The organism is Actinoallomurus sp. CA-142502 (assembly GCF_050936355.1).
GTDB classification, from domain to species: Bacteria; Actinomycetota; Actinomycetes; order Streptosporangiales; family Streptosporangiaceae; genus Actinoallomurus; species Actinoallomurus iriomotensis.
The window spans coordinates 5,660,982-5,677,266 of sequence record NZ_JBNJMY010000001.1; the positions used below are offsets into that span (position 1 = coordinate 5,660,982).

Genomic DNA, 16,285 nt, shown 5'->3' on the forward strand with positions numbered 1-16,285 from the left:
TGTCAACGGTATGGTCGGAGTACCCGACTGAGAGAGGTAGCGCGATGCGCACGATCCACCCCGAGCACTTCCCTGCCCCGGCCGTCCCCCTGAGCCACGGCGTACGCGCCGGTGACCTGCTGTTCGTCTCCGGTCAGGTCGCGACGACGGCGGACGGTTCGGTGTTCATCGGCGACTTCGCCACCGAGGTGAACGCCACCATCGACAACGTCGAGGCCGTCCTGCGTGCGGGCGGAGCGAGCCTGGCCGACGTGGTGAAGGTCAACGCCTACCTGGCGAACGCGACGCTGTTCGCCCCGTTCAACGAGTTGTACGCACGCCGCATCGGCGCCGTGCCCCCGGCCCGTACGACCGTCGTGGTCGACTTCGGTCACCCCGACGTCCGCGTCGAGATCGAGGCCGTCGCCTACCTCGGCGACCGGGACTGAGCCCGGCGGGGCCCTCGGACGGGGGCCCCGCCAAATGAATCTCGCACCGTGAAGGCGGAACGCGCCCGTGAGACCTGAAAGATGACGCCGCTTCCGGCCACGGCGCTTCGCGAGGAGGTCGTCCGTCCCGAAAACAAAGAAGGGAAGGGAGACCCGCTCCCTTCCATTTCCAACGTATAGCGCACCGGGGGGCTTGCGGCAAGACCCGGGTCGTGCCGCAGAATCGTCGGCCTAGGCCAGAGCCTACGGAAATCGGGGATGCGGAATGCGTGTGATGGGGCTCGCGGTGACCGGCATGATGCCGCCGCACCACCCGCCGCCGGCGTAATCGGGCCGGCACGGCGCACTACGGTCCGACTCCGACCTTCGAGTCCCTGTCGGCCGCGTTCAGCGAAACCCTGACCCCCGCGTACGTTCGCGAGCGACCTCGAATCGGAGCTGAGGCGTGAACCGCATGACCACCAGCGTGTTCGACCTTCCCGACCGCCTCTCCGCCAAGGCCGACCCGACGCTGATCACGGGCGATGAGCAACACTTCGCGGCCATCGCGGAGAGCATCGAGCAGTCGATCGCCGACCTGTCCGACCGCCTCGATGCCGAACGCAAGGCGCCCGGTGGCATGGGTCCGCAGGCGTTGGAGCGGGACACGGAGATCCACCGGCTGACCGCTCGCCTGCGCGTACTGCGCCGCTTCGGTCTGGACCTGTGCCTGGGGCACATGGTCGGCACGGACGACCCCGAGCCCGTGTACGTCGGGCGAATCGGCCTCACGGACCGTACGGGCCGCCGGCTGCTGCTCGACTGGCGCTCCCCCGCGGCCGAGCCGTTCTTCGGAGCCACCCACGGCAACCCGATGGGCCTGGCGAGCCGCCGCAGATATCGCTGGACCCGCGGCCGCATCAGCGACTACTGGGATGAGGTGTTCACCCCGGACGGGTTCGAAGGGCACGCCGCGCTCGACGACCAGTCCGCGTTCATCGCCAGCCTCGGCAGCGACCGGTCGGCGCGGATGCGGGACGTACTCGGCACCATCCAGGCCGACCAGGACGCTATCATCCGTGCGGGATCCCGCGGTGCTCTCGTCGTCGACGGCGGTCCCGGTACGGGCAAGACCGTCGTCGCTCTGCACCGCGCCGCGTACCTCCTCTACTCCGACCCTCGCCTCGGCCACCATCGTGGCGGCGTCCTGTTCGTCGGTCCGCACCAGCCCTACCTGGCCTACGTGGCCGACGTCCTCCCCAGCCTCGGGGAGGAAGGCGTCCAGACCTGCACCCTGCGGGGCCTTGTCGCGGAGGGAGCCGAGGCGACGGTCGAGACCGACCCGGACGTGGCCCGCCTGAAGTCGTCCGCGGACCTGGTGAAGGCGATCGAGCCGGCCGTCAGGTTCTACGAGAAGCCGCCCACCAAGGGGATGACGGTCACGACCCACTGGTCCGACATCCGGGTGAGCGCCGAGGACTGGGCCGAGGCGTTCGAAGCACCAGAACCCGGCACTCCGCACAACGAGGCGCGTGACCAGATCTGGGAGGAACTGCTCACGATCCTGGTGGACAAGCACGACGGCCCGGTGGGCGACGACGGTGACGTCTCGGCCGAACTGCTCCGCGAGTCGCTGGCACGGAACAGGGAGCTGCGCACGACCTTCAATCGCGCGTGGCCGCTGATCGAAGCGACCGACCTCGTCGGAGACCTGTGGTCGGTACCCGCCTACCTGCGGCTGTGCGCTCCCTGGCTCAGTCCCGATGATGTTCGGCGGCTGCAGCGCGAGGACCCCCAGGCCTGGACGGTGTCCGACCTGCCGCTCCTGGACGCGGCACGGCAGCGACTCGGCGACCCGGAGGAGTCGCTGCGTAAGCGCCGCCATGCCGCGGCTCTCGCCGCCCAACGCGAGCGCATGGCGCAGGTCGTCGACAGCCTGATCGAGGCCGACGACGACGCCGACCCGTATGGAGAGGGACTGGTCACGATGCTGCGCGGTCAGGACGCCCAGGTGTCCCTGGTCGACGAGTCCGAACTGCCCGGCGCCGAGCCGGACCTGCTCGCCGGCCCGTTCGCGCACATCATCGTGGACGAGGCTCAGGAACTGACCGACGCGGAGTGGCAGATGCTGCTGCTCCGGTGCCCGTCACGGAGCTTCACCATCGTCGGGGATCGCGCCCAGGCAAGGCGCGGGTTCACGGAGTCGTGGCAGGAGCGGCTCGAGCGGATCGGGCTCGACCGGATCAGCCTGGCCTCTCTGAGCATCAACTACCGGACGCCGGAACAGATCATGGCGGAAGCCGAGCCGGTCATCCGGGCCGTGCTCCCGGACGCCAACGTGCCGACCTCCATCCGCAGCGGCGACGTCCCCGTCGTCCATGGATTCTCCGCGGATCTGAACTCGATCCTCGACACCTGGCTCGCCGCACATGCCGACGGGATCGCCTGCGTCATAGGCGATCCCACGTTCCGGACGACGTCCCGCATCCGGTCGCTGACCCCGGAGCTGTCGAAGGGGCTCGAGTTCGACCTGGTCGTGCTCATCGACCCGGACGCGTTCGGCAAGGGCATCGAAGGCGCAGTCGACCGCTACGTCGCGATGACCCGAGCGACCCGGCAACTCGTCATCCTCACGAGCTCCTGACGTCAGCCGGACGAACGGCCGTTGCCGGGCGAGTCGGTGGCGTTCCCGGTGAACAGCCGGTCGAGGTGCTGGTCGACGGCGGTCAGGGCCTCTTGGGGCTCGATCACACCCAGTTCGATGAGCGGGGTCAAGCCGGTGAGCGTCAGGAGCAGGTGGGTCTCCGTCGCCGGGTCGCGGTCGGGGTCGATGTGGCCATCGGCGATCGCCTGGCGGACCATCCGCTCGACGAGGTCGCGGCCGTGAGTCAACCCGTCGCGTGCGCGTGCGTGGATGTTCGAGTTGTGCAGGGCCTCCAGGACGTAGGCGGCGCTCATCCGGCTCGTCGCGCGTGCGTCGGGATGGAGCGGGAGCATCTCCGTGAGCATCACTCGGAGCACGTCACGCGGATGTGGTGGGTCGCCGAGCCCTCTGACGCCTTCGGCGACGCGTAGCGATGTCTGTTCGGACGCGAAGTCCATGGCGAAGACCAGCATCTCTTCTCGGGTGGCGAAGTAGTGCTGCACCGCACCGTGGGAGATCCCCGCTTCCTGGGCCACTTCACGGACGCTCGCGTGCGCGATGCCGCGTTGTTCCACTACGCGCCACAGCGCTCGGGCGATCGTCTCGCGGCGTTCGCGGTGATCCACCTGCTTGGGCATCGTCACCCTCCTCTTTTCCAATACAGTTGACATATTACATGTGACCGATAAAAGCTGGGGGCCCGTCCGAGGAGAAAGGTGTGGCATGTACGAACGACCAACGGCACGGACCGCGGAAGGACTCGTCGAAGGGCGCCGGCGGGGAGAGCACGCGGTGTTCCGTGGCATCCCCTACGCTCAGCCGCCCGTCGGGCCGCTGCGCTTCCAGGCCCCCGCACCGGTCAAGGGGTGGGACGGGACGAGGCGGGCGACCGAGTTCGGCCCCGTGGTCCCCCAGGCGGGACCGACGGCCGAGAGCTCAGCCGGGAACGACTGGCTCACGCTCAACGTCAGCACCCCGGCCCTGGGGTCTGCCGGGCTGCCCGTGCTGGTGTGGATCCACGGTGGCGCCTACATCGCGGGGGCCTCCAGCGATCCGATGTACGACCCTGCGGCCCTGACCAGCGCGGGCCTGGTCGTGGTGAGCATCAACTACCGGGTGGCGGCCGAGGGTTTCGTTCTCGTCGAGGGCGCTCCGGCCAACCGCGGGTTTCTCGACCAGATCGCGGCCTTGGAATGGGTACAGCGCAACATCGCCGCCTTCGGAGGAGACCCCGACCAGGTCACGGTGGCGGGACAGTCCGCCGGGGCGGGGTCGATCGCGGCCCTGCTGACGATGAAGCGGGCGCACGCGTTGTTCCGCAGGGCCATCGTGCACTCGGTGCCGGGAACGCTGTGCACCCGCGCGCTGGCGGAAGACGTCGCCGCCGCGCTCGCGGGCCGCGTCGGTGCGGCACCGGACGTTGAAGCCCTGTCCGGCATCGACCCCTCACGCCTGGCCGGCGAGCTCACCGCCCTCGGTTTCGACCTTCCCGGATACCGCGAGCGTTGGGGCCGGCTCTCGCAGCTCGGTGTCGCCGTATGCCCGGTCCTCGACGGCGTGGTGCTCACCGAAACGCCCTGGAGGGCGCTGGCCGGTGGCCTTACGGGCGGGATCGAGCTCCTCGTCGGCCACACCCGCGATGAGTTCCGGCTGTTCAGCGTCATGATGGGGCGGCTGGGCACCTTCACTGAGGTCGAGGCTCGAACAGCCCTGGAGCTGTTCGCCCCACCGGACGGCGCCGACGCCTACCGTGCCGCCTACCCCCAGGCCAGCCCCGAAGAACTGCTCGAACTGGTGTACTCCGATGCCCTCTTCCGGATGCCCTCACTGCGGCTGGCCCACGCGAACCAAGCGGCTGGAGGCACGTCGTTCCTGTTCGAGCTGCGAATGGCGGCTCCCGCGTCCGGCGGAGTCCTGGGCGCCTGCCACAGCCTCGACGTTCCCCTGGCGTTCGGCACGTTGGACAGCCCCGCCGGCCGGCACCTCTTCGGCGACCGGCCGACGCCGGAGGTCTCGGCGGTATCCCGGGAACTGCGGCGGGCATGGGTCCGCTTCGCCACGACCGGCGACCCCGGATGGCCCGCCCACCGGCCCGAGCGACGGCTGACTCGCGTCCTGGACATCGAGCCGAAGACCTCGCCTTACCCGGAAGAGGCATCTCGCCGGATCTGGGAGCGACACGACCCGACCCCCTACGACCTCACGTAGGCGCGGATCACGGGTCTCCGGCCGGGGTGAAGCCGGCGGGACGCAGGGAGCGGTGCACGATGCGCAGGGCCGCGTCGAAGTCCGGGTCGGCGGTCAGGCCCTCGGCGGCGGCTCTCAGCGCGGCGACGTACTCCTCCTGCTGCGGTTCGGTGAACTCCCCCGACGGTCCGGAGACGCTGATCGCCGCCAGGCACTCGCCGCCGATCAGGAGCGGTACGGCGACGCAGCGCAGCCCGGCGCTGCGCTCGTTGTCGTCGAGCGCGTATCCGCGCTCACGCGTCATCGCCAGTTCTTCGGCCAGCTCGGCCAGCGTCGTGGTCGTCGCCTCGGTGAACGCCGGGAACGGCTCGTCGGGCGTGGACGCGGGCAGTTGCCCCGGGTCGATGTAGGACAGCAGCACCTTGCCCAGCCCGGTGCAGTACGCGTGGTCGCGCGTGCCCGGCGGCGCCATGAACCGCAGCGGACGGTCCGGCTCGGTCACGCAGATGTGCAGCACCTGCGCGCCGTCCAGCACGCCGAGGTTGGCGGTCTGACCGGTCTTGTCCGCCACCGGCCGCAGGTACCGCCCGGCGACCTCGGACAGGTCCAGCGACGAGACGTACGCCGTCGCGAGCCGCTGCACCTTGTGTCCCAGCCGGTACGAGGGCCGGTCGTCGACGCGCACGGCGTACTCCAGCTCGCACAGCACGCTCAGCAGGCGTACCAGGGTGCTCTTGGGCAGCGCGGTCGACTCGCTGAAGTCGCCGAGCGTGGGCGGCTCGGGGCGCATGGCCATCTGTTCGAGCAGTGCGAGGCCGCGGGCCAGCGCGTTGGCGTGGTAGTTCGCCGACGCGGGACGCGCTTCGTCGATCGGCGCCTGCTTGCGGCGCGATGTTGCGGCCACCTGAATTGCCTCCTGCACGGGCGGTTCGGGTCTCAGAGTCGTAGGGGACGAGCGGTCAGGAGACCGCCGCGACGTCATTCTCCGGGAAATGACAGGCGCTGGCGTGCCCATCGCCCGTACGGCCGGTCAGCGCGGGCGTCTCGGTGGCGCAGATGTCCTGTGCCTTCCAGCATCGGGTACGGAACCGGCACCCCGAGGGCGGGTCGCTCGGGTCGGGGACGTCGCCGGTCAGCGTGATCCGCTCGCGTTCGCCGCGCAGCTCCGGGTCGGGCACGGGGATGGCGGACAGCAGCGCACGCGTGTACGGGTGGCGCGGCGCGGTGAACACCTGGTCGCGGGTGCCGATCTCCACGACCGTGCCGAGGTACATCACCGCGATCCGGTGCGAGATGTGCCGCACGATCGACAGGTCGTGGGAGATGAAGACGTACGCGAGGCCGAGCGTCTGCTGGAGGCGGCGCATCTGGTTGACCACCTGGGCGCGGATCGACACGTCCAGGGCGCTGACCGGTTCGTCCAGCACGAGCAGCTTGGGGTCCAGCGCGAGCGCGCGGGCCAGGCCGACGCGTTGCCGCTGGCCGCCAGAGAACTCATGGGCGTAGCGGTTCTCGTACTGCGCCGACAGGCCGACCAGGTCGAGCAGTTCCCGCACCCGGGCCGCGCCGCCGTCGCGGTAGCGGCCGTGCACCCGCAGCGGTTCGGCGACGATGTCGTGCACGGTCATCCGCGGCGACAGGGAGGAGTGCGGGTCCTGGAACATGATCTGGATCTCGCGGCGCAGCTCGCGCAGCCGGCCGCCGCGGGCCGCGGTCAGATCCTCGCCCCGGTAGAGGATCCGGCCGCCGGTCGGCTCCAGCAGGCGTACGATCATCCGGCCCGTCGTGGACTTGCCACAGCCGGACTCCCCGACCACGCTCAGCGTCTCGCCCGCGTTCAGGGAGAAGCTGACGCCGTCGACGGCGCGGATGTCGCCCTGGTGCCGGCGCAGCACCCCGCCCCGGATCGGGAAGTACTTGCGCAGGTCCTCGACCCGCAGCAGCTCCGACGTCGTCACCCGGCCTCCTCTCCGGCCGCGTACAGGGCGAGGCCCTCGTCCAGTTCCTCCGCGTAGTGGCACGCGCTGCGCCGGCCGTCGCCGAGGTCGTACGGCTCGGGCCGGTCGGTGCGGCACCGCTCGCGCGCCATCGGGCAGCGCGGATGGAACGCGCACCCGCCCGGCGGATCGATCATGTTGGGCGGGCTGCCCGGGATGGACACCAGATCACCGTCCAGGTCCGCGCGCGGCACGCTCGACAGCAGCCCCGCGGTGTACGGGTGCCGCGGCCGGGCGAACAGCGAGCGGACGTCGGCCTCCTCCACGATCCGCCCGGCGTACATCACGATCACCCGGTCGGCCAGCTCCGCCACGACGCCGAGGTCGTGGGTGATGAGGATGGTGGCCGCCCCGGTGTCGCGCTGCGCGGTGCGCAGCAGTTCGAGCACCTGGGCCTGGATCGTGACGTCGAGCGCGGTGGTCGGCTCATCGGCGATGAGCAGGTCCGGGTCGTTGGCGATGGCCATGGCGATCATCGCGCGCTGGCGCATGCCGCCGGAGAACTCGTGCGGGTACTGCCCGTACCGCCGTTCGGCCTCGGGCACGCCGACCTTGCGCAGCAGCGTGACGACCCGGGAGCGCGCGTCGTCCGCGCCGAGGTCGTGGTCGTGCAGCCGCAGCGCCTCGGCGATCTGACGGCCGACCGTCATGACCGGGTTCAGCGCGGTCATCGGGTCCTGGAAGATCATCGCGATCTCGCCGCCACGGATCTCGCGGAGCCGCTCGCCGCTCGCCGCGCGCAGGTCCTCGCCGCGCAGCAGGATCCGGCCCTCGCGGATGACGCCGGGCGGGGTGCGGACCAGGCCGAGGACCGACATGGCGGTCACGCTCTTGCCCGAGCCCGACTCACCGACCACGGCGACGATCTCGCCGGCGCGTACGGTGAGGCTCACACCGTCGACGGCGTGCACGACACCGTCGTCGGTGGCGAAGTCCACGACGAGGTTCTCGATCGACAGGAGCGGGGGCTCGCTCGTTCCCTCGCTTCGCTCGGTCATGAGCCCTCCTTCGTCGGGAGGAGTGACCACGGGGGCTGCGTCTTCGATTCCCTCACTGCGTTCGGTCATGAGCCCTCCTTCGTCGGGAGGAGTGACCACGGGGGCCGCGTCTTCGGTTCCCTCGCTTCGCTCGGTCATGGCCCTCCTTCTCACGTGTGCCGGGGGTCGACGGCGTCGCGCAGGCCGTCGCCGATGAAGTTCACCGCGAGAACCGTCGCGGCGACCGCCAGTCCCGGCGGCAGCCACAGCCACGGCATGGTCGAGATGACCGTCAGGCTCTGCGCGTCGGTGAGCATGTTCCCCCAGCTCGCGGCGGGCGGCTGAACGCCGAGGCCGAGGAAGGACATGGTGGCCTCCAGACCGATCGCCTGGGCCACCGCGAGGGTGGCGACCACGCTCACCGGAGGGAGCGCGGCGGGCACGATGTGGCGGCGGATCAGCCACAGCGGCCCGGCGCCCGCGGCGCGCGCGGCCTGGACGTACTCCTGCTCGCGCACCGCCAAGGTCACGCCGCGGACCAGCCGCCCGCACTGGGGCCACTGGAACAGGCCGATGGCGATGACCATCGCTGTGACGCTCGGCCCGATGACGCCCGCGATCACCACCATGACCACCAGAGAGGGGAAGGACATGAACACGTCGGCGAGCCGCATCGCGGTCTGGTCCACCCAGCCGCCGAGCAGGCCGGACAGGCTGCCCACCACGGTGCCGACGACGACCGCGAGCAGCGCGGCGGCCACGCCCACGCCGAGCGAGACCCGGCCGGCGAACAGCAGGCGCGCCAGCACGTCACGCCCGGTGGCGTCGGTGCCGAGCCAGTGGTCGCCCGACGGCCCGGCGCGGGTCGCGAACAGGTCGGTGGTGTTCGGGTCGTGGCCGGCGATCTGACGGGCGAACACCGCCGCGAGCACGATCAGCAGCAGCACGACGGCGCTGACCACGGCCATCCGGTGCCGCAGGAACCGGCGCAGGGCCCGGCGGCCGGGTGAGCGGCGTGCGGCCTCGGGCGCGAGCACCGCGGGCTCGATCACGCTCAATTCAGCCTCACCCTCGGGTCGACCAGCGTGTACAGGACGTCGGCGAGCAGGCTCGAGATCAGCACGAGCACCGCGATGATCAACGCGAACCCGATGATCACCGAGTAGTCGTGCCGCCCGACCGAGCTGACCGCGAGCTGGCCCATGCCGGGCCAGGCGAAGACCTGCTCGATGACGACCGCGCCGGCGAGCTGCTGCGGCAGGTTCGCGGCGACGTAGGTGAGCACCGGGATCAGCGAGTTGCGCAGTGTGTGCCGCACCACGACCCGGCGCCGGGTCGCGCCCTTGGCCTCGGCGGTCCGCACGTAGTCCGCGCCCAGTTCGGTGATCATGCTGCTGCGGACGTAGCGCATGTACGGCCCGGAGTTGGCGAAGCCGAGGATCACCGCCGGCAGGATCAGGTGCCGGAGCGAGTCGACGAGGCTCGGCGCGCTCGGGTCCGAGATGCCGGACGAGGGAAGGATCGGGAACTTCACCGTGAAGACGTAGATGGCGATCAGCGCGATGAAGAAGGCGGGGATCGACACCGAGCCGAGGCTGACCACGGTGGCCGCGTAGTCCACCCGGGTGTTGCGCCGCAGCGCGGCGACGATGCCCAGCGGGAACGCGATCACCAGCGACAGCAGCAGGCCTGTGCCCATCAGCTCGATCGTCGGGCCGAACCGCTCACCGAGCAGCGAGGTCACCGAACGCCCGTTGACCAGGGAGTACCCGAAGTCGCCGTGCAACGCGCCGGTCAGCCAGTGCCAGTACTGCACGACCAGCGGCTGGTCCAGGCCCAGCTCGTGCCGCTTGGCGGCGATGAAGGCCGCGCTGCCGGCGTTGAGCTGGTCCGGCGGCACCATCATCGCGATCGGGTCGCCCGGCGCCTTGTGCACCAGCCAGAAGATCACGACGGTGATGAGGAAGAAGACCAGAACGTTGATCAGCAGTCGCCGGATGATGTAGGCGCCCATCGTCCTCCCCTCGTGCGTACGGTCCGGCCGACCGGGCCGCGCGTCGTTGCGCGGCCCGCCTCGGCGGACAGGAATGCCGGGGTCACAGAGACCAGCCGGCCGGGTTCCAGAAGGGGCTGTCCTGCGAACCGGCCGCCTGGAATCCCTTGATCCGCTTGTTCACCGCCCACAGACCCGTCGGGTCGTAGAGCCACATCAGGTCGGCCTGGGCGTTCTCCTCCAGCACGGCCTGGTCGTACAGCGCCTTGCGCTGTCCGTCGTCGGCGGTGCCGTTGGCCTTGGCCATCTGCTCGTCCAGCTTCTTGTCGCAGAACCAGACGATGTTGCCGCCCTTGGGGAACTGCTGGTCGCAGGCGGTGATCACGTTGACGTTCCAGGAGTCGACCGCGTAGTTGCCGCCGCCGTAGAGCGTCATGTCGTAGGACTTCTTGGCGTAGGTCGTCGGGATCTCCGCCGCCTGGGCCTGCTTGAGCTTGACCTTCACGCCGACCGCGCCGAGCTGGCTCTGCACGATGGTGGTGGTCGCGTCCCGGTCGCGCTGGCCGGGTACCCACTGGAGTTCGACCGTGCGGTTCGGGTCCCAGCCGGCCGCCTGGAGCAGCGACTTGGCCTTCTGCGGGTCGTAGGCGTACTCGTTGATCCCGGCCGGGGTGTTGCCGGCGAAGAAGTCGGAGTTCTGCACGGTCGCCTTGCCGCCGAGGACCTTGGCGACGAGCGCCTTGCGGTCGATGGCGTACAGGAAGGCCTGCCGCACCCGTACGTCCTTGAAGTAGGACTTGCTCTGGTTGAGCGCGATGCGGACGAATCCGGCGCCGGCCTTCTCCTGGACGGCGATGTTCTTGAAGCCCTGCACGGTCTTGAGGTCGGCCGGGGAGAAGGACGCGATGTCCATGCCGCCGTTGCCGAGCTGGGCGGTGGCGACGTCGGACGTCATCGGCTTGAGGTAGACGTCCTTGATCTTCGCCGGCGAGGGGTAGCTCGGGTTGGCGGTGACGTGGACGTACTGGTTGGTCTTGTAGTCCACGAACTTGTACGGCCCGAGCGTGACGTTCGGGGCGCGGAAGTAGGGGTTCTTGGCGACCTGGGCGACCGGCACGTCCCCGAGGACGTGCTTGGGCAGGACGTACGCGACGCTGATCTGCGCGAGCAGTCCGATGTCGGGCTTGGCCGCCTTGATGACGAAGGTGTGGTCGTCCGGGGCGCTGAAGCCGGAGATGGTCTTGGCCTTACCGGAGACGAAGTCGCTGACGCCCTCGACGGCGGCGAAGCTGCCGGCCGTCGCGCTGGTGCTCTTCGGGTCGGCCAGCAGGCGGTAGCTGAACAGCACGTCCTGCGCGGTGAACGGCTGCCCGTCGCTCCACTTCAGCCCCTGGCGCAGGTGGAAGGTGAAGGTCTTGGCGTCGGAGGAGACGTCGTAGCTCTGCGCGAGCTGCGGCTGGAGCTTGTAGTTCGGGTCGACGGCCAGCAGTCCCTGGTCGAGGAACGACATGACCTGGTTGTCCGGGCCGTTGGAGGGGGCCAGCGGGCTGAAGATCCCGGCCGGTTCCTGATAGAGGTAAACGTTGATAGCGCTCTTACCGGAGGCGCTGCCGGAGGCGGAGTCCGGTGCCGGGCCGGTGCAGGCGGCGGCCGACACGGCCGCGAGAACGGCGGCGCCGAGAGCGCCGTGTTTGAACCGTCTTGCCATCGCAACCTCGCAAAGTCGGTCTGGTTTTCAGGGGAACCGGGGGGATCCGCACCGACATGGAACGAAATTTCACGTACACAATGGAGGTGTGGAGTCCCCCACGTCAAGGGGGCATCGTGGCCGATCAGCGGGTCGTGTCGCCGATCCGCCGGCGAAAGGGCGCCGTCAGCCGGCCGGCGGCACCCAGTAGGAGTACAGATCCGTGCCGGTGAGGTGGAAGCGGAACCGCACCTGACGGCCGGACAGCGACGCGAGCGACCGGCCGCCCTTCCACCGCACCGTCGCGGCGTACTGGTCGCCCGTGACCGGGATCGCGTCCTTCGCGGCGTAACCGGGGACGGGAGTGTCGTCCGCGGCGTCGAGCACCTCCACGGTCAGCGACCCGCGGGAGTGGACGACCGCGTTCACCTTGAGCGCGTCGCCGTGGAAGACGACCGGCTTGGTGGTCAGCTCCCCCGGCTCGCCGGCGCCCGGCGTCGAGGCGTTGGTGAGGGAGACGAAGCCGTCGCGCCGCCAGGTGGCCATGCCGGTCTGCCCGACATAGGTGTCGGGGTTCGGCGCGGTCTGGTCCTGCCCGCCGTGTCCGGCGTTGAAGGCGCCGTAGTACATGGTGACCGTCCTGTCGCTCACCAGCGCGTTGGAGGAGGTGTACAGCGCGCCGTCGTCCCAGGCCCCGGGGTCACCGGGCCGGATGACCGGGTCGCGTACCGGACGGCTCCAGTCGGTCAGGTCACGCGATGAGGCGACCTGTGGCAGCACCGGCCCGGCGCCGGCCGACGCCTGCGAACCGGTGACGTAGTCGGTGGTCAGGAACACCCACGGGATGCCGACGTACGTGCTCTCGTACGGCAGCACCGGCATGCCGTAGATCTGCCCTTCCAGCCCGTTCAGCGCCTCGGCCGCGCCGTCGTCGGCGTGGTCGCCGGCCACCGCGAGCTGCGGTGTGCTCCAGGTGAGGAAGTCCTTGCTCGTCGAGACGAACGCCGCCCGGTCGTAGATACCGGGCGTGCGCGAGGTGAACATCCGCTTCTTGATGGTGGCGATGTACCGCTTCGTACGCGGGTCCCAGGTCACCTGCGACACGTCGCCGTCGAGCAGCGCGGGCGTGTCCTCCCCCGGCGTCCAGTCGTAGCCGTCCTTGGAGAAGTACACGTAGTAGCCGAGCGTCTGGTTGACCACGCCGGAGTGGAACTGCATCAGCGCGAAGCGGCGGTCCGGGGCCGCGTCGGGGTTGTAGGCGATGGTGCCACCGCCCGCGATGACGATGTTGGTCTTGGACGCGGGGATGTCCTTGTAGCCGACGCTCCCCCGGCCCAGCGGCTTGGTCCACGTCCTGCCGTCGCGGCTCTCGGCGTAACACAGGTAGTAGCCGGGCGCGACGTCGTTGTTGCAGTCGTACCAGAGCCGGTAGACGCCTCCGATCTTGAACACCGAGCCGTAGGTGTAGGCCGACGACTCCCACGGATGGTCGGGGCGAATGACCGGCTCGGGCAGCTTCCTCGCCGGATACACCACCCGGCCGACGTCCTTGGAGGAGGCGATCCGGTAGTCGTCGAGGAACAGCTCGCGCGCCGAGCCGAGGTTCGGGTCGTACGCCGGTGCCGCCTCGGCGAGGTTCACCTCGTCCCAGTAGGACACGCCCTCGTCGCCGGCGGCGATGCGGACGGTCACGTTCGCGGTGCCGGCCGGCGCGACGCCGGAGACGGTGACGGTCCGCCAGTCCGTGCTCGAATCCGGGGTGGCCGCGCGGTCGCCCAGGTCGGTGCCGTCGAACCCGGTGAAGTCGAGCGAGAGCGCGGCCGGTTCGCCGCTCTTGCCCTTGACCTTGGCGGACACCCGGTACTCCCGGCCGGCCGCGGCGACGATCCGGTCGCTGGAGACGGTGACCGCCGTGCCCCTGGCGCTGACCTCCAGAGAGCCGAGGCCGGCGGTGCGATAGGCCGACAGGTTGACGATGTTCGCACCGGACTCGTCACCCTCGACGGCCCAGCCGATCGGATGGCCGGCACGGTCGCCGGCGTCAAAGCCGGAGTTCGGTACGGGGCTCGTCGCCTTGCCGGGGTCGGCGCCGGGAGGCGTCTGGCCGCCCGCCGTGGCGGGCCGGTACGCCACGAACACTCCGAGCGCCACCGTGACCAGCATGACCGGCGTCACCCGCCGCCGTACCGCCGCCCAGCCATCGCGCTGAACCATGAACGACCTCCCGTAGGGCCGGGTCCGAGGCGCTCAGAGTGGTGTGGAATGTCATTCCATGTCAAGACTTCAAACGTTGACATGGAATGTCTTTTCATCCGATGGCGGTGTTCTTCGGGCCGCGGGCGAGGATGTAGACGAACAGGACGCCCATCACGACAACGCCTGCCCACATGGCCTGCTGCCAGCCGTCGACGAAGGACTGCCGTGCGGCCCGCACGAGTTCGTGGGCGTGGGGACCCGCACCGCCGGCCGCCTCGACGGCGTTGGCGACACCTTCCCGTGCGGTCTGCGCGGTGCCCTGCGGAACGCCGTCGAGCCTGCCGTCAATGGAGCCGCGGTACCCGGCGGACACCAGCGCGCCGAGCAGGGCGACACCGAGGGCGGTCCCGAACTCGCGGGCGACGTCGTTGAGCGCGGAGGCGACGCCCTGGCGCTCGCGCGGCAGGGAACCGGTGATGGCCTCGGTGGACGGGGTCATGGACAGGCCCATGCCGACGCCCATGGCGAGCATGCCGGGCAGGATCGACAGGTATCCGCCGTCGACGGACACGATGCCGGCCATCAGCGCCAAGCCGGCACCGGCCAGCGCGACACCCACGGCCATGGTGGCGCGGGAGCCGATGCGCGCGGCCGACTTGGGGGCCAGGCCGGAGGTCATCATCATCGCCACGGCCATGGGCATCAGCGCGAGCGTGGACAGCAGGCCCGACCAGCCCAGCACGGCCTGGAAGAACGGGAAGAGGACAACGAAGATCCCGGCCTGGACGCCGAAGACGGTCAGCAGCGTGATCGACCCGCCGGCCAGACCGCGCTCGCGGAACAGGCGCACGTCCAGCAGGGAGGCGTCCCGGCGACGCAGCTCCCAGGCCACGAAGCAGACGGCGGCGCTGAGACCGGCGGCGAGGCTGATCAGGGTGGCGGGGGCGGTCCAACCGCGTTCGGGGCCTTCCTGGAGGACGAAGATGAGGCCGACGACGGCGACGACGGAAGTCACCGCGCCGACGGTGTCGAAGGAGTGGCCGGAGCGCTCGCGGGAGTTGGGCACCGCGCGCATGGCCATGGCGAGCGCGACGGCGACCAGCGCGACGGGCAGGATGAACAGGCAGCGCCAGCTGGCGACGTCCACGAGTGCGGCGGACAGGAACATACCCAGGATGCCGCCGCCTCCGGCGACGCCGGTCCACACGCCGATCGCCTTGCCGCGTTCCTCCTCGGGGAAGGTCGAGGTGATCACAGCGAGGGTGATGGGCATGATCATCGCCGCGCCGATGCCGCTGAGCAGGCGCGCGGCGAGCATGACTCCGGCCGACGGGGCGAGTCCGGCCATCGCGCCGGCGACGCCGAAGACGACCAGGCCGGTGAGCAGCATGGGCTTGCGGCCCAGGCGGTCACCGATGGCGCCGAGCGGCAGCAGCAGCGCGGCCAGGGTGAGCGTGTAGATGTTGATGATCCACAGGATCGTGGTCTGTGAGGCGCCGAACTCGACGGCCAGGTCGGGCTGCGCGACGTTCAGCCCGGACACCGAGGCGATGACCGCCATCAACGCGACACAGACCGCGATCAGGATGGTGCGCAGCTGACGCGCATCCGGCACACCGCCGGCGTCGGCTGCCGCTGGAGCGAACTGGTTCGTACTCATGGTTCCTCTCAAGAAGGGCATGCGGAGAGCGGCGCCGGACCCATGTCCGGTCGCCGGGGATCGGGTTGAAGGTCAGTGCTCGCGTGCCGGGCGGGCATCAGGCGGGGCCGGCCATGCCGGAGGCGAAGCGGCGGCCCATGCCCTCCGGCAGGTCCTCCATCGGCAGCCCGAGCTCCAGTGCGGGTTTGCATCCGCCGGACCACTGCGAGGACGCGGCGTTCGACCCGACTCGACCGGGGCGTCGATGACGCGAGTGAAGTGGACGAGGTCTTCGGTCAGCCGGCGGAACAGCGGCGCGTGGTGGATCGAGGCGTGGCCGATGAGCTCGTCGCGCACCTCCCGGCCGTGACGGTACGGACCGTGGACCACGCCGTGGACCTGGTGTTCGGCAGCACGTCGCAGAGTCCGGCGGCCACCGGCACCCGGCACGCGGTCACCGTCTGGCCGTCGGCCAGGGTGACGGTGAAGCGCGGGTCTCCGCCGGCGGACGGGGCGGCGGGCTCGGCCGAGGTGACCGCGCCGACGATGACCAGGCTC

General features: G+C 70.2%; 12 protein-coding genes. 3 read left to right on the top strand and 9 right to left on the bottom strand.

What is annotated here, in order from left to right; genetic code table 11:
* Positions 1–44: 44 nt before the first annotated feature.
* Together ACQEV1_RS26965 and helR are read left to right on the top strand one after the other, a co-directional pair.
* Positions 45–428, top strand: a complete 384-nt coding sequence (locus tag ACQEV1_RS26965) for a RidA family protein (RefSeq protein WP_285624188.1) — start codon at positions 45–47, stop codon at positions 426–428.
* A gap of 454 nt (positions 429–882) precedes the next feature.
* A complete protein-coding gene (gene helR, locus ACQEV1_RS26970) occupies positions 883–3,051 on the top strand; it encodes an RNA polymerase recycling motor ATPase HelR (RefSeq protein WP_433396938.1) in 2,169 nt (722 codons plus the stop codon).
* Positions 3,052–3,053: 2 nt separating this feature from the next.
* On the opposite strand, the gene ACQEV1_RS26975 is transcribed toward helR, so the two are convergent.
* Entirely contained in the window at positions 3,054–3,689 is a 636-nt protein-coding gene (locus ACQEV1_RS26975) for a TetR/AcrR family transcriptional regulator (protein WP_433396939.1), read from the bottom strand.
* Positions 3,690–3,774: 85 nt separating this feature from the next.
* Here ACQEV1_RS26975 and ACQEV1_RS26980 point away from each other — a divergent pair, with 85 nt between their 5' ends.
* Positions 3,775–5,259 carry a carboxylesterase/lipase family protein gene (locus ACQEV1_RS26980; RefSeq protein WP_433396941.1) on the top strand — a complete coding sequence of 495 codons (1,485 nt, stop codon included), beginning with the start codon at positions 3,775–3,777 and terminating at the stop codon, positions 5,257–5,259.
* A gap of 7 nt (positions 5,260–5,266) precedes the next feature.
* Here ACQEV1_RS26980 and ACQEV1_RS26985 read toward each other — a convergent pair whose 3' ends face one another.
* The 8 genes from ACQEV1_RS26985 to ACQEV1_RS27020 all read right to left on the bottom strand — a co-directional run bounded on the left by ACQEV1_RS26985 (position 5,267) and on the right by ACQEV1_RS27020 (position 15,748).
* Positions 5,267–6,142 (bottom strand): IclR family transcriptional regulator, encoded by an 876-nt coding sequence (locus ACQEV1_RS26985; protein ID WP_433396943.1) that lies wholly within the window; start codon positions 6,140–6,142, stop codon positions 5,267–5,269.
* Positions 6,143–6,197: 55 nt separating this feature from the next.
* Entirely contained in the window at positions 6,198–7,196 is a 999-nt protein-coding gene (locus ACQEV1_RS26990; RefSeq protein WP_285624174.1) for an ABC transporter ATP-binding protein, read from the bottom strand.
* Positions 7,193–8,233, bottom strand: coding sequence for an ABC transporter ATP-binding protein (locus tag ACQEV1_RS26995; RefSeq protein WP_433396945.1), 1,041 nt, complete (start codon positions 8,231–8,233; stop codon positions 7,193–7,195). The genes ACQEV1_RS26990 and ACQEV1_RS26995 overlap by 4 nt, the downstream gene beginning before the upstream one ends.
* Positions 8,234–8,382: 149 nt before the next feature.
* Positions 8,383–9,264 carry an ABC transporter permease gene (locus ACQEV1_RS27000; protein ID WP_285624952.1) on the bottom strand — a complete coding sequence of 294 codons (882 nt, stop codon included), beginning with the start codon at positions 9,262–9,264 and terminating at the stop codon, positions 8,383–8,385.
* 2 nt (positions 9,265–9,266) lie between these two features.
* Positions 9,267–10,226, bottom strand: coding sequence for an ABC transporter permease (locus ACQEV1_RS27005; protein WP_285575793.1), 960 nt, complete (start codon positions 10,224–10,226; stop codon positions 9,267–9,269).
* A gap of 82 nt (positions 10,227–10,308) precedes the next feature.
* Complete coding sequence (locus ACQEV1_RS27010; RefSeq protein WP_433396948.1) at positions 10,309–11,913, bottom strand: ABC transporter substrate-binding protein; 1,605 nt, start codon at positions 11,911–11,913, stop codon at positions 10,309–10,311.
* 165 nt (positions 11,914–12,078) lie between these two features.
* The gene (locus ACQEV1_RS27015) at positions 12,079–14,106 is read right to left on the bottom strand and encodes a hypothetical protein (protein ID WP_433396950.1); all 2,028 of its coding nucleotides are present in this window, start codon (positions 14,104–14,106) and stop codon (positions 12,079–12,081) included.
* Positions 14,107–14,200: 94 nt separating this feature from the next.
* Complete coding sequence (locus tag ACQEV1_RS27020; RefSeq protein ID WP_433396953.1) at positions 14,201–15,748, bottom strand: MFS transporter; 1,548 nt, start codon at positions 15,746–15,748, stop codon at positions 14,201–14,203.
* Between the last annotated feature and the right edge of the window lie 537 nt (positions 15,749–16,285).